Source organism: Aquabacterium sp. TM01, assembly GCF_057808345.1.
In genome coordinates, this window is record NZ_AP046529.1 from 1,040,984 (window position 1) to 1,060,619 (window position 19,636).

Annotated in this window: 19 protein-coding genes and 1 other RNA gene; 5 read left to right on the top strand and 15 right to left on the bottom strand. The window is 62.5% G+C overall.

All coding sequences use genetic code 11. The annotated features are described in order from the left end of the window. Positions 1–19 precede the first annotated feature (19 nt). From AC3WW4_RS04835 to AC3WW4_RS04895, 13 genes are all read right to left on the bottom strand, one after another. Positions 20–1,885: a glycosyltransferase family protein gene (locus AC3WW4_RS04835; RefSeq protein WP_488827250.1), complete on the bottom strand. Its 1,866-nt coding sequence runs from the start codon at positions 1,883–1,885 to the stop codon at positions 20–22. Next, entirely contained in the window at positions 1,882–2,481 is a 600-nt protein-coding gene (locus AC3WW4_RS04840; RefSeq protein WP_488827251.1) for a hypothetical protein, read from the bottom strand. Before AC3WW4_RS04840 ends, AC3WW4_RS04835 begins: the two co-directional genes overlap by 4 nt. Beyond that, positions 2,478–2,864 (bottom strand): GtrA family protein, encoded by a 387-nt coding sequence (locus AC3WW4_RS04845; RefSeq protein WP_488827252.1) that lies wholly within the window; start codon positions 2,862–2,864, stop codon positions 2,478–2,480. Before AC3WW4_RS04845 ends, AC3WW4_RS04840 begins: the two co-directional genes overlap by 4 nt. Beyond that, positions 2,861–3,826, bottom strand: coding sequence for a glycosyltransferase (locus AC3WW4_RS04850; protein ID WP_488827253.1), 966 nt, complete (start codon positions 3,824–3,826; stop codon positions 2,861–2,863). The genes AC3WW4_RS04845 and AC3WW4_RS04850 overlap by 4 nt, the downstream gene beginning before the upstream one ends. Then, positions 3,823–4,782 (bottom strand): UDP-glucuronic acid decarboxylase family protein, encoded by a 960-nt coding sequence (locus tag AC3WW4_RS04855; protein WP_488827254.1) that lies wholly within the window; start codon positions 4,780–4,782, stop codon positions 3,823–3,825. The genes AC3WW4_RS04850 and AC3WW4_RS04855 overlap by 4 nt, the downstream gene beginning before the upstream one ends. A 105-nt stretch (positions 4,783–4,887) precedes the next feature. Beyond that, positions 4,888–5,259, bottom strand: a transfer-messenger RNA (tmRNA) gene (ssrA, locus tag AC3WW4_RS04860). Between the two features lie 81 nt (positions 5,260–5,340). Further along, entirely contained in the window at positions 5,341–6,621 is a 1,281-nt protein-coding gene (locus AC3WW4_RS04865; protein ID WP_488827255.1) for an HD-GYP domain-containing protein, read from the bottom strand. 133 nt (positions 6,622–6,754) lie between these two features. After that, complete coding sequence (gene argJ, locus AC3WW4_RS04870; RefSeq protein ID WP_488827256.1) at positions 6,755–7,984, bottom strand: bifunctional glutamate N-acetyltransferase/amino-acid acetyltransferase ArgJ; 1,230 nt, start codon at positions 7,982–7,984, stop codon at positions 6,755–6,757. Between the two features lie 19 nt (positions 7,985–8,003). After that, positions 8,004–10,748: a preprotein translocase subunit SecA gene (gene secA / locus AC3WW4_RS04875; protein WP_488827257.1), complete on the bottom strand. Its 2,745-nt coding sequence runs from the start codon at positions 10,746–10,748 to the stop codon at positions 8,004–8,006. A 149-nt stretch (positions 10,749–10,897) separates the two neighbouring features. Beyond that, positions 10,898–11,683 (bottom strand): metal ABC transporter permease, encoded by a 786-nt coding sequence (locus AC3WW4_RS04880; protein ID WP_488827258.1) that lies wholly within the window; start codon positions 11,681–11,683, stop codon positions 10,898–10,900. 14 nt (positions 11,684–11,697) lie between these two features. After that, on the bottom strand, positions 11,698–12,612 hold the full coding sequence (locus AC3WW4_RS04885) for a metal ABC transporter substrate-binding protein (RefSeq protein WP_488827260.1): 915 nt from the start codon (positions 12,610–12,612) through the stop codon (positions 11,698–11,700). Between the two features lie 12 nt (positions 12,613–12,624). Continuing rightward, a complete protein-coding gene (locus AC3WW4_RS04890) occupies positions 12,625–14,034 on the bottom strand; it encodes a hypothetical protein (protein ID WP_488827262.1) in 1,410 nt (469 codons plus the stop codon). 124 nt (positions 14,035–14,158) lie between these two features. Further along, on the bottom strand, positions 14,159–14,455 hold the full coding sequence (locus AC3WW4_RS04895) for a hypothetical protein (RefSeq protein WP_488827263.1): 297 nt from the start codon (positions 14,453–14,455) through the stop codon (positions 14,159–14,161). A 51-nt stretch (positions 14,456–14,506) separates the two neighbouring features. Here AC3WW4_RS04895 and AC3WW4_RS04900 point away from each other — a divergent pair, with 51 nt between their 5' ends. Next, positions 14,507–14,845, top strand: coding sequence for a DciA family protein (locus AC3WW4_RS04900; protein ID WP_488827264.1), 339 nt, complete (start codon positions 14,507–14,509; stop codon positions 14,843–14,845). Positions 14,846–14,856: 11 nt separating this feature from the next. Here the strand turns inward: AC3WW4_RS04900 and AC3WW4_RS04905 are convergent, their stop codons facing one another. Both AC3WW4_RS04905 and AC3WW4_RS04910 read right to left on the bottom strand, forming a co-directional pair. After that, positions 14,857–16,053 (bottom strand): FAD-dependent oxidoreductase, encoded by a 1,197-nt coding sequence (locus AC3WW4_RS04905; protein WP_488827265.1) that lies wholly within the window; start codon positions 16,051–16,053, stop codon positions 14,857–14,859. A 15-nt stretch (positions 16,054–16,068) separates the two neighbouring features. Further along, entirely contained in the window at positions 16,069–16,233 is a 165-nt protein-coding gene (locus AC3WW4_RS04910) for a rubredoxin (protein WP_300159932.1), read from the bottom strand. 238 nt (positions 16,234–16,471) lie between these two features. Here AC3WW4_RS04910 and rfaH point away from each other — a divergent pair, with 238 nt between their 5' ends. The 4 genes from rfaH to gmd all read left to right on the top strand — a co-directional run bounded on the left by rfaH (position 16,472) and on the right by gmd (position 19,623). Then, the gene (rfaH, locus tag AC3WW4_RS04915) at positions 16,472–16,990 is read left to right on the top strand and encodes a transcription/translation regulatory transformer protein RfaH (protein WP_488827266.1); all 519 of its coding nucleotides are present in this window, start codon (positions 16,472–16,474) and stop codon (positions 16,988–16,990) included. Positions 16,991–17,108: 118 nt separating this feature from the next. Beyond that, positions 17,109–17,504, top strand: coding sequence for a MarR family EPS-associated transcriptional regulator (locus tag AC3WW4_RS04920; RefSeq protein WP_488827267.1), 396 nt, complete (start codon positions 17,109–17,111; stop codon positions 17,502–17,504). Beyond that, positions 17,501–18,475: a GDP-L-fucose synthase gene (gene fcl, locus AC3WW4_RS04925; RefSeq protein ID WP_488827268.1), complete on the top strand. Its 975-nt coding sequence runs from the start codon at positions 17,501–17,503 to the stop codon at positions 18,473–18,475. The genes AC3WW4_RS04920 and fcl overlap by 4 nt, the downstream gene beginning before the upstream one ends. A gap of 17 nt (positions 18,476–18,492) precedes the next feature. Next, on the top strand, positions 18,493–19,623 hold the full coding sequence (gmd, locus tag AC3WW4_RS04930; protein ID WP_488827269.1) for a GDP-mannose 4,6-dehydratase: 1,131 nt from the start codon (positions 18,493–18,495) through the stop codon (positions 19,621–19,623). Positions 19,624–19,636 lie beyond the last annotated feature (13 nt).

The window sequence follows — 19,636 nt, forward strand, 5'->3', positions numbered from 1 at the left end:
CCATGCGTTGGCTGGCGTTTCAAGGTGCCATTTCATTCGGCAACAACTGGAGTTCGTAGCCACTAACTTCCACTTCATTGCGCTCGTCCACCCAAACCCTGACCTCCAGGTCCGTGACGTCACGCTGAAAGTGGACGACCGCATTCCTGACCAGCTCACCGTGGGCATTGGGCAAGAGCTCAAATTTCGCGTGAATCTGACGACCTGTGCGTGATGCCAGGTCGACATAAGCGCCCTCGGTGAGTCGAGAGGTGCCGTGCACTCTGAGCCGGTAGTGGCCTGCATGCAAGATGCGATAAGGCCCATACAGCAAAAAACCGGACTGCCCGTCCGTGATCCGCGCCCCATCGCTGGCCTTTCCCACGGCCGAGGGCAGACTCAGCACGGCCCGTCCATCGACCCGCAACCCGGGCTGATAGCTGCTCAGTTCAATCAACTGCACGGTGTCACTAAGGCTTTGAACTTTGGCTACCTCGAACTGTCCGACCGCGCGCTCAATCTGCTGGACGCAGGTGTCTGCCGGGTCGCCCAGGCAATAAACACGCACGTGTCCATGCTGTTCGAGGTGCTGTGTCATGTACGCCCGGGCTGTATCCCGGTTCGCCTCTCCGCGGAACGTCAATCCATAGGCCTCCTGCTGATGCAGCATGTCGCGGAGAACCGATGGCCACACCAGCCAGTAGTCACCCGCATACAAGTGGCCACCTGGACGGGTGAGGGCATTCACTTTCTGGAAGACCTTGTACTGATCGAAAGAGATCGGCACGGCACATGTCGCGACAGACGCGGCCAGCGCGGTGGCCACGACCACCAACTTGCCAAGCGCCTTGTTGAGCTTGAGCAGGGTATGGGTGATGAACAGGCTCGCCAGGAACAGCAGCGCAAAAATCACATAAATGAAATAGCGCCACGGGAACTGATTGATGGCCACCCAGCCACTGGTGGAAAAAAGCAGGAGCCAACCCAGCGAGAACAGGGTCACGCTGATGGTGATGTACCTGACCTGACGACCATTCTCACCCGTTGGCATGAAAGCATCAGAGCGGGCCAGCAGTCGCAGGCCAACCGCGCAGCCTGCAAACACCAGGCCTTCGATCGGTCGAAGGGACTCGAGCAGCCCGCGCAGCACTTTCAGCGTGCCTGTGAGCAGCAAGGAGAGGTGAAAATTACTGTATGAGGCCTCGCCGAACTGACGCGAGACGTAGTTCCACGCGACGAACGTCAGGATGGCAAGCCCGACCCAAATCACCTCGATGGGGTCGATTCGGCGGCGATAAAGCGTCATGACCAGAACCACGAAAACCGCGGGGATCACCGTAGATGGGTTCAATCCCATCGCCACAATGAGGGCCAATGTTGGCAGCAGCCATGAAGACCAACTCGCAGGTCGCTGATACAACAGCAAATAGAAGGATAGCCCGCACAGCAGCGCCGCCAAGGCGTACTCGATGTGCCAGATCGCGATTTCACCGATCGCATACGGCGTGAATGTGATGACGAAGCCCGCTGACATCACCACAAACGCCTGAAGCGAAGTCGTGTTCACGTCTGCTGCCTTGGCTACCCTGGCCGCAAAGCGCGAGAACAGGTAAAGCAAGGCAAAACACGACAGGGATGCGATCCAAAGGACGGCGAACAAATTGGCAGCCGGATCCCGGAGCCATGCGGTGGCCCAGGGCAGTACGTTGAGCAGCCGGTTCTGTCCCCAGTAGTACAAGGTCAGTTTCTGGAGCGACATGACCGTGTTGATCAGTATGTCGGCATTGAGCACATCAGGCGCAAACTTCCACACCGTCATGGCCGAAATCGCACACAGCCAGAGGCCGGTCAACACCGGCACAACAGCCGTGCGCTCTGGCTTCATCGTCGTGGCATGTTCGCTCATGGTTGACACGCGTAGTCTTTGGCGGGTGTGCTGGTGCGGAAGGGGTCTGTCAGGTCATCGTTGTACTGTCCCATCAGCAGCCGTTGCTTGGGTAGCCAGTGCATCCTGAAATAGCGGCTGAATGTTGCCAGGTCACGCCCTTTGGGCGTCAGCAGCACACAACCGTCCCGGATGACGATGGTGCCCGACTCCAACTGCTCGGTAAGGCGCACATCCACCAAGCGATGCTCCTTCATGTATTCCTGCGTGAAGACAGCCTCGAAGGCCGCCTGCTGAATGCCGCCGCCACGCTGCTGCAGTTTCTCCAGAATGTAGAAAGACAGCGACCGGTCAATGACCGTGGGTACCGAGATGGCAAAGGCATAGCCACTGATCAACCAGATGAAGATGAGCTGACACTTTTCGAACCTTCCCAGCCCATGGAAATAGCGCATCCCGAACAGCGCCACACTCGCAATGCAGGCTGCCAGCACTACATCCAGAATGGCCGAATAGAAAACCACGTTCACCTTGAAGTAGGTGATGTGCACATGGTAGAGCGCCAACAAGACGACCGCGAAGAGCAAGCTTGCGATCAGTGCGCGAATGAATTTCATGCTTTGAACACCAGAAACTTGTTGCCCACATAACTCACGACCACCTGTAAGGCCGTGACGACGATGAATCCCGCTCGGTAGTCCAGCCCGTGCTGGTCTGTCCAGAGCCACAGACACAAGCCGTGCAGGCCGGCCATCGTTCCGTACAGCAAGCCGAACCTGAACGCCTGTTGGTGGACGCGGCCTGATGTGCGTTGAAACACAAAATAGCGGCTGCCCAAGAAAGAGGCTGAGATGCCGAATAGCGCTGCGATGGCATTGGCCAAGCCGGCCGATTGGAAGCCCAAGCCTTCCATGTTCAGGGTGAGCACACCGTAATGCACGCCAGTGGCCAGCACACCATTGACGACATACCTGATGACTTCAAGCACCTGCACGCTCATGTCAATTCCGTTGGAGCTTCGGTGGCCATCACTAGCTCAATGAAATCGTGATGAGCCACGGCAGTCGTGACCGTGCCGCCTCGCACCACGCCGGTCAGCATCAAGGTCATCAGGGCCAGCGCGCCGGTTTGAAGCAGCATCAAGACCAGAATGCCCAACGCGATTGAGAACCAACCGGGTGTGGAGAAGCCGATCAGCTTCAAAACGATGGCGGCCGTGATGCCCCCGATGGACAGTGCCGCGATGCCAGCGCAAGCCAGTCCGACCCGTACGAGCACATCCTCAGCAAACACCATCAGCCCCTTGAAGCCGTGCAATGCCAAGCCAACGAAATTCATCTTGGATCTACCGGCGTAGCGCGGGCCGCGATTCAGGGGGCACACACCGGTCCGCAGTTTGGATGCCAGCACGGCACCGGCCACATGGATGGGCAATTCCTGCATGGTTACCAGGCGCTTGACCGCTGCGGGCTTGAGCGCCATGAAATTGCCGAAGCTGATTGCGCGTCCAGTCATCAGCCTGAAGAAGCGCTTATAGATTACGTAGAAAGCCTTGAAGCGCCACGTTTCTACCCGACTCTTGCGCTGTGCCACCACCACGTCCAGTACTGGGGACTCAAGCATGGCCAGCAAATCGCGCAGCGTAGAGGGCAGGTCCTCGCCATCGGAGTCCATCACCACCACACGCTGCTGCGTGTGCAGACGCTCAGCCACATAGCTCAAACCAATCGCGATCGCGCGCTGATGGCCCACGTTGCGCTTCAGCTTGAGCACTACGCCGTGCACCGGCGCATCATTGAGGCTGTCAATCTCAACAGGTTGGTGAACGGAGCCATCGTCCACGGCGACCACAAAAATTTGGTCACCCCACTCGATCGCCAATTCCTTGAACAGGCGTCTGCTTGCCTCCGTGTCCTCATAGACCGGTGTAACGACGATCACGCGATGCTGTGGGCTGATCATGACGCGAGCGAGGCTCTGAAATAGTCAATGGTTTTGGCTAAACCTTCCGCCAGCTGAACCTTGGGCGTCCAGCCCAACTCAGACTTGGCTACCGTGATGTCAGGCTGGCGCTGCATGGGATCGTCCTGCGGCAACGGCTTCATGACCAACTTTGAGCGACCACCCACCATTTCCAATACGGTCTCAGCCAACTCACGGATGGTGAATTCGCCCGGGTTGCCGATGTTGACGGGGCCCGTCATGCTGGCCGGGCTCGCCATCATGCGCACGAAACCTTCGATCATGTCGTCGACGTAGCAGAAGCTGCGGGTCTGTGAGCCATCGCCGTAGATGGTGATGTCCTCGCCGCGCAGCGCTTGGACGATGAAATTGCTGACCACTCGGCCATCATTCGGGTGCATGCGCGGGCCATAGGTGTTGAAGATGCGGACCACCTTGATCTCCAGACCATGCTGCCGCCAGTAATCAAAAAACAGCGTTTCTGCGCAGCGCTTGCCCTCGTCGTAACAGGAGCGAATGCCAACGGGGTTCACGCGTCCCCAATAGCCTTCAGGTTGGGGGTGAACCTCTGGGTCGCCATAAACCTCGCTGGTTGATGCTTGCAAAATGCGAGCCTTGGTGCGCTTCGCCAGGCCCAGCATGTTGATCGCCCCGTGCACGCTGGTCTTGGTGGTTTGAACCGGGTCCCGCTGGTAATGAATTGGTGACGCCGGACAGGCCAGGTTGTAAATCTCGTCCACCTCGATGTAGAGGGGGAAGGTTACATCGTGCCTCATCAGCTCAAAGTGGGGGTTGCCCAACAGGTGGGCCACATTGTCTTTGGTGCCACTGTAATAATTGTCGACGCATAACACGTCGCAGCCCTGTTGCAGCAATCGTTCACAGAGGTGTGACCCCAAGAATCCAGCTCCACCCGTGACCAGCACTCGTTTTCGGTTGGCGATACGCAAGGCCATGTCCCCTTTGGTTCAAGCAACGCTTAGATCGTTATGGAAAAAAGCCCTAAGTCATTGATAACTTAGGGCTTTTTGGTTGCGCCCAGTTGTGCTGGACGCTGTGTATGGTGGAGCCGGGGGGAATTGAACCCCCGTCCGTAAGCCATCATCGAGCAGTTCTACATGTTTAGCTGTCTGATTTGAGTCTCGCCAACCTGATCGCGCAGCAGCACGCTACCAAGCCAGCCAGTCACTTGATCTCGACCTCAACTGAGTGACCCAGCTGAAGCCCAGCCTATGTGAATGACCTCACAGTCCTTGTCTTACGACGCAGACCCAGCCCATAGGCCAACTGTTGTGAGGCTCACCGGTATTAAGCGGCGAGTGCGAACTTTTGATCGTTTGCAGTTAGTTTGTTTCCAGATGGATTTACGAGGTGGCTGGTCCTCGACATGCCCTGTCCCGAATCCGCACCCACGTCGAAACCAGGTCGGCCCCAGGAAAAGTAGAGTCATTGTAGGCTTGATCGCTCTCGCCGTGTTGACCTTGTTGGGTGATATCGGGTCGCCTGGAGGGATTTCAAGACCCGCTGGGCTCAGATTCTTCCACCAGCCCCTTGCACAGCGCATTCAGGCGATCCTCGTCCTCGTCCGACAGGTTGGGGCCGGCCGTCAGGCGGGCCACGCGCTCGATCAGGCGCAGGCGGGCGCGCAGGGCATCTTGCACCGCCTCGGCTTCCGCAGCCACCTCGTCGCCAATGGCGCCGGGGCTCCACAGGCCGCTCTCATTCCAGCCAGCGCGCAGCTTGTGCAGCAGGTAGAGCGTCAGGTCGGCGGCGCGCTGCAGCCCCGGGCTGGGCTCGGCGGGCAGCACCCCGTCCACGTGGATCATGGTTTCCTGCAGCGTCACGTTCAGGCGGTCCAGCTCGGACAGCAAGGCCGGCAAGGCGCGATGCGGTTTCATCGGGGGCGCATGGCGTGCCGCCGACGACAGCGGGCCGGCCAGGAGTTCGTCAAACTCTCCGGGCACCACGCGCAGGGCCACGCTGGCGTGGTGCAAGGTGGCACCGGGCAGGCGCAGCGCTGCCAGCGCCTCTTCGGTGGCCGCCAGCAGCTTGCCCAGGGTGGACATCTTGTCGCCGGTGAGCCGGTGCGGGTAGCCGGAGCCGTCCAAGCGCTCATGGTGCTCGCCCACCGCGCGGGCAATGTCCTTGGGGTAGTCGGTCAGCTGCGTCAGCAGCAACTGGCCAATGTGCGGGTGCACCACCAGCTGACGGTAGCTGTCCACGTCCAGCGTGCTCAGGGCATCGGCCTCGCCATAGGCGGGCGAAATGTACATCTCGCCCACATCGTGCAGCAGGCCGGCCGTCATCGCCAGCGCCACCAGGCGGTCGTCGGTGCTGCGCGAGCGGATCAGGGCGCCCGCCACAGCCATCGCGTCGATGGCGTGCTGGAACGCGGCGGGGCGGGCGGTTTCCACTGCACTCAGCAGCAGTTGCACCACCGAATGCAGGCGCACGGCGCCCGTGCAGCGCACCAGCGCCTCGGCATGGGGTTGCAGCAAAGGGGTCAGCGGGCCTTGGCCCTTGATCAGCTTTTGCATCGCCTCCTGCAAGGTGGCGTTGTTCACACCGTCCTCGGCCATCAGGCAGGTTTCCAGCGGCTGCTTGAGCGCGCGGTCCATCAGCTTGCGCTGCAGGTCGCGGGACACGGGCTGATCGCGCGCCCACAGCTTCATCCCGTTGATGTCGAAAATGTCGCTGGACGCGATGATGGAGCGCGTCTCGCTGGCTTCCAGGATGGTGGCCAGGGCGTGGGGGTTGGCGACCTTGAAATCGGCGTCCGAGGTGACTGGGCTCATGTCTGACTCCTCATGGGCATGCCCGGCTGTGCCGCGCGGGGGATGTCCAAACCTTAGCATGCCATCACCCAAAAAAAACACCAGACCGTTGCGGGTCTGGTGTGCGGGGTGCGTTCGCTGGAAGCCGGGCTGGTCAGCTGCGATAGTCGGCGTTGATCGTCACATAGTCGTGCGACAGGTCACAGGTCCACACTGTGGCCGTGGCCTTGCCGCGGGCCAGGCCCACGCGGATGGTGATCTCGGCCTGCTTCATCACGCGCTGGCCATCGGCCTCCTGGTACTCGGGGCGGCGGCCACCCTGGGTGACCACGTGCACGTCGTCCAGGTGCAGCTCGATCAGGCTCTGGTCCAGGTCGTCGATGCCGGCATAGCCCACAGCCGCCAGGATGCGGCCCAGATTGGGGTCCGACGCAAAGAACGCCGTCTTGACCAGCGGCGAATGGGCGATGGCGTAAGCGGCCTTCTGGCACTCTGCCTCGTCGCGGCCGCCTTCCACCGTGATGGTGATGAACTTGGTGGCACCTTCGCCGTCACGCACGATGGCCTGGGCCAGCTTTTGCGACACCTCGATCAGGGCCGCCCGCAGGGCTTGCCCGTCAGCACTGTTCAGGTCGGTGATCTCGGCGTGCTTTGCCTTGCGCGAGGCCATCAGCACGAACGAGTCGTTGGTGGAGGTGTCGCCGTCGATGGTGATGCGGTTGAACGAGGCGTTCGCGGCTTCGGTCACCAGCGCCTTCAGCAGACCGGGGGCCACGTTGGCGTCGGTGGCCAGGTAGCCCAGCATGGTGGCCATGTTCGGCTTGATCATGCCGGCGCCCTTGCTGATACCGGTGAGGGTCACGGTCTGGCCGCCCAGGGTGATCTGCTTGGAGTAGCCCTTGGGAATCGTGTCCGTGGTCATGATGCCTTCGGCAGCCACGGCCCAGTTATCTTCCTTCAGGTCGGCAATCGCGCCCGGCAGGCCGGCTTCGATGCGCTCCACTGGCAGGCTTTCCATGATCACGCCGGTCGAAAACGGCAGGATCTGCTCGGGCGAGACGTGCAGCAGGCGGGCCAAGGCGATGGTCGTGGCGCGGGCGCGCACCAGACCGTCTTCGCCGGTCCCGGCGTTGGCGTTGCCGGTGTTGATCAGCAGGGCGCGGATCTCATTGCCCGCGGCCAGGCGTTCCTGGCACAGCTGCACGGGCGCGGCGCAAAAGCGGTTCTTGGTGAACACGCCGGCCACGGCCGAGCCTTCGTCCAGCGTGATCACGGTCAGGTCACGGCGGTTGGCCTTGCGCACGCCGGCCATCGTGATGCCGAGCTTGACGCCCGGCACCGGGTGCAGGTCAGCGGGGTTGGGAGCGGTCAGGTTGACGGGCATTGCAATACTCCGAAAGCGATCAGGCCAGCTTGCCGTGGCAGTTCTTGTATTTCTCACCACTGCCGCAGGGGCAGGGGTCGTTGCGGCCCACGCGGGGCACTTCGCTGGCGGCAGTGGCCGCATCGGCGTCCGTCACCGGCTTGCCATCTTCGTCCGGATGGGTGTAGGTGATGTTGCTCAGTTGCTCGCCTTGCTGCTCGATGGCCAGGGCGGCCTGCGCGGCTTCTTCTTGCGATTGGATGCGCACCGTCAGCAGCGTGCGGGTCACGTCCATCTTGACCACGGCCAGCAGTTGGCCGAACAGCTCGAAGGCCTCGCGCTTGTACTCTTGCTTGGGGTTCTTCTGGGCGTAGCCGCGCAGGTGGATGCCCTGACGCAGGTAGTCCAGCGCCGAGAGGTGTTCACGCCAGTGGCTGTCGATCGACTGCAGCAGCACCATGCGCTCGTAGCCACCGAACTGCTCCTTGCCGACGATGGCCGTCTTGGCCTCGTAGGCCTGGTTGCCCACCTCGATCACGCGCGCCAGGATGTCAGCGTCTTCCACCGAGGTGGCGCCTTCGACCCACTTCACCAGGTCGACGGTGATCTGCCATTCCTCGGCAAGCACCTTCTCCAGCGAGACCAAGTCCCACTGTTCTTCCAGGCTGTTGGCGGGCACGAAGGTGCGCACCACGTCGGTCAGCGCGCCCTTGCGCAGGTTGGCGATGGACTCGGCCACATCGACCGTTTCCAGAATCTCGTTGCGCTGTTGGTAGATGACTTTACGCTGGTCGTTCGACACGTCGTCGTACTCCAGCAGCTGCTTGCGCATGTCGAAGTTGTGGCCTTCGACCTTGCGCTGCGCGCTTTCGATGCTGCGGCTGACGATGCCGGCTTCGATCGCTTCGCCCTCGGGCATCTTCAGGCGGTCCATGATGGCGCGCACGCGGTCACCGGCGAAGATGCGCATCAGCGGATCGTCCAGCGACAGGTAGAAGCGCGAGGAGCCGGGGTCACCCTGGCGGCCGGCACGGCCACGCAGCTGGTTGTCGATGCGGCGCGATTCGTGGCGCTCGGTGGCGATGATGCGCAGGCCACCCAGCTCCTTGACCTTGGCGTTCAGCTCGGCCTGGTCCTTCTTCAGGGCTTCGATCTTGGCGGCCTTGGCGGCTTCGTCCAGCGACTCGTCGGCTTCGATGGCCTGAATGTCTTTTTCGATGTTGCCACCCAGCACGATGTCGGTGCCACGGCCCGCCATGTTGGTGGCGATGGTGACCATGCCCGGACGACCGGCCTGGGCCACGATGTCGGCCTCACGGGCGTGCTGCTTGGCGTTGAGCACCTGGTGCGGCAGGCCTTGCTGCGTCAGCAACTGGGCGATCAGCTCGGAGTTTTCGATCGAGGTGGTGCCCACCAGCACGGGCTGGCCGCGCTCGTGGCATTCCTTGATGTCGGCGGCGATGGCCGTGTACTTTTCCTTGGCGGTCTTGTAGACCAGGTCGAGTTGGTCCTTGCGGGCCAGCACGCGGTTGGGCGGGATCACCACGGTTTCCAGGCCGTAGATGGACTGGAACTCGAACGCTTCCGTGTCGGCCGTACCGGTCATGCCGGCCAGCTTCTTGTACATGCGGAAGTAGTTCTGGAAGGTGATCGAGGCCAGGGTCTGGTTCTCGGCCTGGATGTGCACGCCTTCCTTGGCTTCCACGGCCTGGTGCAGGCCATCCGACCAGCGGCGGCCCGACATCAGGCGGCCCGTGAACTCGTCCACGATGGTGACTTCACCGTTCTGAACCACGTAATGCTGGTCCTTGTTGAACAGGTGGTGGGCACGTAGCGCGGCGTACAGGTGGTGCATCAGGGTGATGTTGGCCGCGTCGTACAGGCTGGCGCCTTCAACCAGCAGGCCGGCTTCAGACAGCAGTCGCTCGGCGTTTTCGTGGCCGGCTTCGGTCAGGAAGACCTGACGCGACTTTTCGTCGGCGGTGAAGTCACCGGGCTCGATCACGCCCTCTCCGGTGCGTGGGTCAGCTTCACCGATCTGCTTCTTGAGGTGCGGCACCACGGCGTTGATGCGCACATACATCTCGGTGTGGTCTTCGGCCTGGCCGGAGATGATCAGCGGCGTGCGGGCCTCGTCGATCAGGATCGAGTCCACTTCGTCGACGATGGCGTAGTTCAGCGGACGCTGCACGCGGTCGGCCACCTCGTAGACCATGTTGTCACGCAGGTAGTCGAAGCCGTACTCGTTGTTGGTGCCGTAGGTGATGTCGGCGCTGTAAGCCGCTTGCTTGTCCTCACGGGGCATCTGGGGCAGGTTGATGCCCACGCTCAGGCCCAGGAAGTTGTAAAGCTTGCCCATCCACTCCGCGTCGCGGCGTGCCAGGTAGTCGTTGACGGTGACCAGGTGCACGCCCTTGCCGGTCAGGGCATTGAGGTAGACGGGCAGGGTGGCGGTCAGGGTCTTGCCTTCGCCGGTGCGCATTTCGGCAATCTTGCCGTTGTGCAGTGCCATGCCGCCCAGCAGCTGCACGTCGAAGTGGCGCATCTTGAAGACACGCTTGGAGCCTTCGCGCACCACGGCAAAGGCTTCAGGCAGCAGGTCGTCGAGCGCCTCGCCCTTGGCCACGCGTTGCCGGAACTCTTCGGTCTTGGCACGCAACTGATCGTCGCTCAAGCCTTCGAGTGTGGGCTCCAGTGCGTTGATCTTGGTCACCGTGCGACGGTATTCCTTCAGCAAGCGTTCGTTACGGCTACCAAAAATCGAGGTGAGAAGCTTGGGCAACATGGAGCAATCAATCCAATCGGTCGGTGTGTCAGCCACGTGGCTGGCGCTTGGTTTCTGGGGACACTTTCCCCAGTCCACCAAAGCGAAAAAGTGTAGCACCCAGGGCAGGCGGTTCCGCCGCTGGGGCAGAGTGCTTGCTCAGGGGGTTTTCACGCGTCATTTCGGGGGGCGAGCCACGCTGTCAGCGCGCACAGCAGCGCCATCGCCAGCACCACCACCGCGCCCGAAGGCCAGTCGAGCATGGCCGACACGCACAAGCCCAGGGTGTAGGCCAGTGCGCCCGCTCCCCAGGCCAGGGGCAGTTGCCAGCGTGGCGGCGCCCGGCGCACGGCCAGCGCCGGCATGATCAGGCTGCTGAACACCAGGTAGACCCCCACCAGCTGCACTGAGGCGGTCACCGCCACGGCAAACAGCAGGTAGAAGCCCGCCTGGCCCAGCCAGCGCTGCGCCCCGAACCACACGGCCAGCACGCCGGCCGACAAGGCGGCCACGCCCCACAGCTGGTTGGGTGTCACCCACAGAATCTGCCCTACCAGCAGGTCTTTGAGGTGCTCGCCGCCGTGCGGGTTGCCCGCCAGCAGCAAGATCCCCACACACGAGGCCAGCACGAACAGGGCGCCGATCAGGGCTTCCTGGATGTCGGGCCAGCGTCGCTCCATCCAGGTCAGCAGGGCGGCCCCCAGCAAGGCGGCCCCCACGGCGGCGCCTTGCACGGCCCAGCCATCGTCGGGCCAACCCAGCGCGCCGGCCGCGATCACGCCCAAGCCTGCAATCTGGGCAATGGCCAGGTCGATGAAGACGATGCCCTTGCGCAGCACGCGCTGGCCCAGGGGCACATGCGTGCTCAGCACCAGCAAACCGGCCACCAGGGCCGGGCCCACGATGGACCAGTCCACCGGGTGCCAGTGCGAGGGTGAGAGTGCGTCGAGACTCATGGGGGCCTCTTTCTTTACTTGGCGGCGGCCAGCAGGCGCGCCACCGTGTCGTCAAACAGCCCGAACAGGTCTTTGGCGCGCTCGTTGCCGCCCACGGTGAAGGGCAGCACCACCACGGGCAACTGGGCGCGCTCGGCCAGCCATTGCGCACCCCGTCCATCGTTGTAGGCCGCGCGGATCACCATCTTGGCGGGTTGTTGTTGCAGCTGTTTGAGGACCCCGGACAGGTGCGAGCTGGAGGGCTCGATGCCCGGCTTGGGCTCCAGCGCCGCCACCTGCTTCAGGCCCAGCCAGTTCTCCAGGTACGGAAAGCCCTTGTGCTGCACGACGATGGGAAGGCCCTTCAGGGGGGCTGCGTCCTGGCTCCAGCGTTGCACCGCGGCGCCCCAGCGGCGGTTGAAGTCGGCCAGGCGGGTCTCGTAGGTGCGGGCCTGAGCGGGGTCGATCTGGCTCAAGCGATGCGCCAGAGACACCGCCACCAGAGCGATGTTGCGCGGGTCGGTCTGAATGTGCGGGTTGCCCTCGGCGTGCACGTCGCCATCGGCACGGTCCAGTCGGGTGGGCACGTCCAGCATCCGCACCGAGGCAGCCGCTTCGAAATGCCCGGGTTGACCGGCTTGTACCTTGGGGTTGCCGGCCTGACGCAAGAGCACGGGCAGCCAGCCCACCTCCAGCTCGGCGCCGGTGCACACCACCAGGTCGGCGTTGCGCACCGCGGCGATCAGGCTGGGCTTGGCTTGCACCAGGTGGGGGTCTTGCAAGGCCTGGGTGGCGGTGTAGACGCTGGCTTGCTCGCCGGCCAGCTCACGCGTCAGCGCGGCCCACTCGGGTTCGCAGGCAAACACCTTCAGAGCGTGGGCAGGTGTGACACAGGCCAGCAAGGTGGGCAGCGCCACCAGGCAGGCATATTGTGGGGATGTCATTCGCATGGTGGGCTCCGGTCAAAAGCTGTGCGCGCCGTGGGCGCCCAGGCTCATTTGGTATTGCAGGTACAGCTGGGTGTCCTTCACGCCTTGGCGGGCCTGGTCGTTGTTCAACTGGATGCGCCAGCGCTGGAACTCGCTGGGCGACCAGTCCAGCATCAGGCTGGTGCGTTGGGGGTTGTGGTCGGCCTGGGCCAGGTGCTCGACCAGGTCGGCACCCAGACGCTGCGAGCCGCTGCTCAGACGGTCGTAGCGCAGGCCCACGCGCCATTGCGGCACAAACTGGTACACCCCTTGGACATACCAGCCGGATTGGCTGCTGCGGTACAGGCCCGTGGCGCCGTCGGGCAATTCCACCGGAACGGGCGCAATCGCTGCGCTGCCCGACTCGGTGCGCCGGAAGTACTCGCCCTGCAACGCGAAGTTGGTGCGCTTGGCGTTGCCATTGGGGGCCCATTTCCACACGCCGTCCAGTACCCACAGGCGGCTGGTGCCGGTGAAGCGGCTTTCTTCTTCGTGGCCTGCCGTGGCGTCGTGCACATGGCCCGTGCCCCACAGACGGTCTTGCGCCTTGGTGCGCAGCCACGAGGCGCCCAGGCGCCAGCTGTGGCTGTCGCCCACATCGCCCCCGGTGCGGGCAGACAGCAGGGCCGAGCCCAGCGCGTTGGCGGCTCGGTCTGACCTGGGGAAGGAGGCACCGTTGCCCAGTTCGGCGCCCAGCTCGATGTACTGCGTGGTGGGCAGCACCCACTTCAGCTGCGCGCCCTCTTGCTTGTACTGGCCGCCCAGAAACGCTTGGTGAACCAGGGGCAGGTCGACAAAACTCCAGGTGTGGGCGTGCTGTTCGTTCTGGTAGCCCAGGGCGCCGTAGAAGCGGCCGCCCTTCAGCGTCAGGCCGTAGGGCAGGGCGGTGGACTGCACAAAGGCCTCTTCCACGGCCACTTCGTTGTCGCCGTCCAGGCCCAGGGTCAGCGCGCCATAGGCCAGGCTGTCGACGTTGGTACTGAAGGTGATTTCCGACTCGCCCAGGCTGAAACCGCGCTTGCCAGGGCCCAGGCCGTGGCCGTCGCCGCCCAGCTTGAAGCCGCTCAGCTCCCAGCTTTCCGGGTCTTTCGACAGGTTGGCATAGGTGCCCGTCAAGATCATGCCAATGGCCGGATTGAAGGCGCTGTTGCCCTTGCGAGTGGCGCTCGGTGCGTCGGCCGGAGCTGCTGGCGCCGTGTCCGGTGTCGTGGGTGGTGCCGAGGCCTGTTGCGCCTGGTTCAAACGGGATTCCAGCGCCTGCAGGCGTTGCTCGTACTGCTGGCGAAGTTCCTGAAGCTGGGAGCGCAGTTGCTGCAACTCGGCCTCGCTGGTGGTGGCGTGAGCGGGGAGGGCGGTAAACAGGGCAGCGGCGATCGCGCCCATCACGGGGGTGTACTTCAACATGGTGTTGGCTGTCTGACAAAAGCAAAATGCGGCCCGACGCCACATGCTCAGACCCCGTGTGCGCACGGGCGGCGGCATGGCGTCAGCCAAACGGCCCTCACGTTCCAAGGGCCGGCGACACATTTCAAACAGACAGCGAAGGCGGCGCGCGCGACCAATAGGCCCGCTCAAGCGGCACGCTGCGCAGCGTGGGCGCCGTCAGGCTGACCAGCGCGTGGCGCGCCAGGGTCAGGTGCAGGGCAGGGGGCGTGGAGGCCAGTGCCGCCTGGGCGCCATGGTGGCCCAGGCATTCCTGACACAGCACGTGGGCCGCCTGGTTGGCGTCTTCCAGCGCGTGTTCCAGGTCGTGACGCAGGCCGGCCTGCTGCATCCACAGCATTGCCATGGCCAGCAGCACACGCCAGCCCCACCTTGTCATCATCTGACCCCGCATGGGCGATACTGTACCAATGGTTTTTGAACGAGCTTACCCGTGAACAACAAGCGCTGGACGCCCACAGCCACCTTCAAGCCCATGGTGCCCGACGTGCCCCAGGTCAAGTCGGCCCTGGAGCGCTCCGAGACTCTGGCCAGCCTGATGCAGCGCCTGCGCGCATCTCAGGAATGCCTGGCGGCCGTCAAAAGCTGTCTGCCGCCCGCCATGGCCGCGCACGTGAAAGCCGGCCCCATTGACGAGGAGGGCTGGACCTTGCTGGCCGCCAATGCGGCCGTGTCGGCCAAATTGCGCCAACTGCAGCCACGCATCGCAGCGGCCTTGGCCGCCAAGGGCATCAAGGTCAACGCCATCCGGGTGCGGGTGGCGTCGCAGTGAGGAGGCCGGGCTCAGCCCGTGTGCGAGGATGGCTGGGCAGGCATTTGCGCCACCCACGCCTGCCGCTGGCTGACGGCCTTACCTTGCAGAGCAAACCCCAGCAAAGCGCCGGCTTCGTCTGCGGTAGGCGCTGACACAAAGCGTGCCTCCAGCGCCTCGTCTGACGAAGTCACCTCCCACTGGCCCACCACCCCAACCGGGGGCGGGCACACCACTGTGGGCCAGGCCGGGGTCTTCACCACCACGGGCATGACCGGGTAAGACACCGGTGTGGGCGTGCCCGCCAGCGTGGCCGCCAAAGCGCGGGCCTGCTGCATCAAGGGCATCACATAAGGCAGCCACCGGCCCTTCACCTCGGCACAGTCCCCCAAGGCATGCACATGCGGCACGCTGGTGGCCAGCAAGCTGTTGACCTGCACCCCGCGCCCCACGGCCGCGCCTGCCTGAGCCGCCAAGCTGGTGCGTGGTTTCAACCCCACGGCCGACACCACCAGGTCAGCCTGCAAGGTGTTCCCATCGTTCAAGACCACATTCAGCCCGCTGGCGTTGCGGTTCACCGCAGACACACCCACGCCCAGCTTGAACTGTGCGCCCGCAGCCTCCAGCCTTGCTTGCAACAAGGCGCTGGCCTCGGCGGGCAGCAGGCGAGCCAACACCCGGTCGGCCACATCCACCACCGCGGGCACCACGCCGCGCGCAAGCAGGTCATTGGCAAACTCGCAGCCAATCAGGCCACCGCCCAAAATCACCACGCGCTGCGCGGGCTGGCCCGCTGCGGCCGAGTCCAAAGCCTGCGCAAAACGGGCAAAGTCGTCCAGGTCGTTCACCGACAGCACCGCATCGGCGGCATCGCCCAGCAGGGGCAGTCGGATCGGGTCGGCGCCTACGGCCAGCACCAGGTCGCGGTAGCGCAGCACTTCGCCCGAATCCAGCGTCAAGGTTTGCGCGGCAGCATCCACCTGCACCACACGGGTGCGCGGCAGCACACGGGCGCGCAACTCCTCGGCCATCTTCTCGGCCGACTTCATCACCAGCGTGGCGGCGGTCTTGCCACTGGTCAGCGCGTTCGACAGCATGGGCTTGGAATAAAAACCCGCACCGCACTCGCTCACCACCACGATGGGCAGCTCGGCACTCGCCTTGCGCAACTCGCGCGCCAGGTTGTAGCCAGCCAGCCCGGCCCCCACGATCACAACAGGTTCAGACATGTGACGCTCCGGTGATCAGATCTCGACCATCTCGAAGTCGGCCTTGCCCACCCCGCAGTCGGGGCACACCCAGGTGTCGGGCACGTCTTCCCACTTGGTGCCGGCCGCGATGCCGTCTTGCGGCCAGCCCTGAGCTTCGTCATAGATGTAGCCGCACACAATGCACTGGTAGGTTTTCATGAGGTAAAGCAAAAAAGGAAGGATTTTGCGCCAGCGGGTGCGTGAGGGTGGGGCGTGGATACGCCATGAGTTGGCGGGGAGGAAACCCCGTGGATCTGAAAGTAGCCTCACTACCTGCCGAGATTGAGGGCCGGTGCTGATGTGGTCATCGCAGCGTGTCACCCAGTCGCCAACATGATGGCCGATAATCTCACCCCTCACCCGTTATCCCGAGCGCAGTACCCCCACGGGCCACGTCATGCAGCCAACCACCGCTCCGGATACCACCGCCTGGTACCTGATTCACACCAAGCCCCGGCAGGAGCACATCGCGCTGACCAACCTGGAGCGCCAGGGCTACACCTGCTACCTGCCGCTGCTGCGCGTTGAAAAAATTCGCCGCCGCAAGGCCGAAGTGGTGCGCGAGCCCATGTTTGCGCGCTACCTGTTTGTGCGGCTGGACACCAGTGACAACGGCCCCAGTTGGGCACCCGTTCGCTCCACCCTGGGGGTGAGCCAGCTGGTGCGCTTTGGCACCCGGCCCGCCAAAGTAGACGCCCCCCTGGTTGACCTGCTGCGCAGCCGCGAGGAGGCCCAGCCCACCGAGCCAGTCTTCACCCAAGGTGACACGGTGGTGATCACCGAAGGCCCGTTTGCGGGGCTGGAGGCGGCCTACCAGATGGCCGATGCCGAACAGCGCGCCATGGTGTTATTGCACATCTTGAGCCAGCCCGTGCCGGTGAAGATTGACGCAGCGAGCCTACGCAAGGTGAGTTGACGCATTTGCGCGGCACAATGTTCAAGTTCTGACATTGCTCGGAACCACTGCCAGCTCACCCCCACCGCGCATGCCGATCGCGACACGGCACGGCGGTAGCGTGCCCAAACCAAACATCATGACCAGCCGACAAGCCAAGATCCAGGAAGACACCACCTTCCGGATCATGCGCATCTTGCAAGAGAGCCCCGACGTGAGCCAACGCGACCTGGCCGAGCGGCTTGGCATCAGCCTGGGCGGGCTGAACTACTGCCTGAATGCGTTGATGGACAGGGGCTTGGTGAAGCTGGAGAACTTTCAGAACAGCCAGCACAAGTTCAAGTACGTGTACGTTTTGACCCCGGCAGGCATTGCCCAAAAGATGGCCATGACGGGGCGCTTTCTCAAACGCAAGATGGAAGAGTACGAAGCGCTGAAGGCTGAGATTGAAGCCTTGAAGGCAGAGGCCGCCATCGAGTTACCTGCGCCCATGCATACCGAAGCTACAGCAACAGCCGTGGCAAGCAATCAATGACGACATCACCCAAAATTTACGTAGCGGGTCACAGGGGCATGGTGGGTGCAGCCATCGTGCGCCACCTGCTGGCCCAGGGCCATCCGGCCAGTCACATCGTCACCCGCACGCATGCTGAATTGGACCTGACCGACCAGGCCGCGGTTCGCAGTTTCTTCGCCACCGAAAAGCCCGACCAGGTGTACCTGGCCGCAGCCAAGGTGGGCGGCATCCACGCCAACAACACCTACCCGGCTGACTTCATCTACCAAAACCTCATGATTGAGGCCAACGTGATCGAAGCCGCCTTCCGCAACGGCGTGCAAAAGCTGCTGTTTTTGGGCAGCAGTTGCATCTACCCCAAGATGGCACCCCAGCCTATGGCCGAAGATGCCTTGCTGACCGGCCCGCTGGAGCCAACCAACGAGCCTTACGCCGTTGCCAAGATTGCTGGCATCAAGCTGTGCGAGAGCTATAACCGCCAGTACGGCGCCAGCCACGGTTTGGACTACCGCAGCGTCATGCCCACGAACCTCTATGGCCCTGGCGACAACTACCACCCGGAAAACAGTCACGTCATCCCCTCGCTGATCCGTCGCTTTCATGAAGCCAAGGTGAACAACGCACCCAGTGTGGCCCTGTGGGGAAGCGGCACTCCTCGCCGCGAGTTTCTGTACGTGGACGACATGGCTGCTGCCAGCGTGCACGTCATGAACCTGCCCAAGCCAGCGTACGACGCGCATACCAGCCCTACGCAAAGCCACATCAACGTGGGCTATGGCGACGACATCACCATTGCCGAACTGGCCACGTTGGTGGCGCAGACAGTGGGCTACCAAGGTGAACTGGTGCAAGACACCAGCAAGCCCGACGGCACACCGCGCAAGCTCATGAACAGCCAGCGGTTGACAAACCTGGGTTGGCGCCCGCAGACCTCACTGACCAAAGGCCTGCCCATGGCCTATGCAGATTTTCTGAAACACAACGTATGACTGACAGTTTGAACCACATGAACGCTAATCAACCCAAAGTTGCCCTCATCACTGGTGTCACAGGCCAAGACGGCTCATATCTGGCTGAGTTTCTGCTTGAAAAGGGCTACATCGTTCACGGTATCAAACGCCGGTCTTCATCGTTCAATACCCAACGTATTGACCATATTTACCAAGACCCGCACATTAACAACGCCCGCTTTCATCTGCACTACGGTGACTTGACAGACTCGACCAACCTTATCCGCATTGTTCAGGAAACCCAGCCCGACGAGATTTACAACCTGGGCGCCCAAAGCCATGTGGCTGTGAGCTTTGAAAGCCCGGAATATACGGCCGATGTAGATGGACTTGGAACTGTGCGTCTGCTTGAAGCCATTCGCATCCTTGGGCTGGAGAAGAAAACGCGTTTCTATCAAGCCAGCACCAGCGAGCTTTACGGCATGGTGCAAGAAACCCCGCAAAAAGAAACCACGCCGTTTTACCCTCGCAGCCCGTACGCCGTGGCCAAACTTTATGCGTACTGGATCGTGGTGAACTACCGAGAAGCCTACGGTATATACGCCTGCAACGGTATCCTGTTCAACCATGAAAGTCCTCGTCGTGGTGAAACTTTCGTTACCCGCAAGATTACGCGCGGCCTAGCCAACATAACCCAGGGTCTGGAAGACTGCCTGTACATGGGGAACCTCGACGCTCTGCGTGACTGGGGGCACGCAAAAGACTATGTCCGCATGCAGTGGATGATGCTTCAGCAGGACCAACCCGAAGACTTTGTCATTGCTACTGGAGTGCAATACAGCGTCCGCCAGTTCATCGAATGGAGTGCGCAAGAGTTGGGTATCGCACTGCGCTTTGAAGGGGAAGGCATTGACGAGGTGGCAATCGTTGATGAAATTAAAAGCGATAATCTCACGGCGATCAAAGTCGGTCAAACCGTCGTGCGCGTAGACCCCCGATATTTCCGCCCCACGGAAGTGGAGACATTGCTTGGTGACCCCGCCAAGGCCAAAGGAAAACTGGGCTGGATTCCTGAAATCAGTGTTCAGAAAATGTGTGCGGAGATGGTTGCGGAAGACCTAAATTCTGCTAAAAGGCACGCGTTGCTGAAGGCCAATGGTTATGATGTGAACGTGAGCATAGAGTAATTTAAGAAATAGC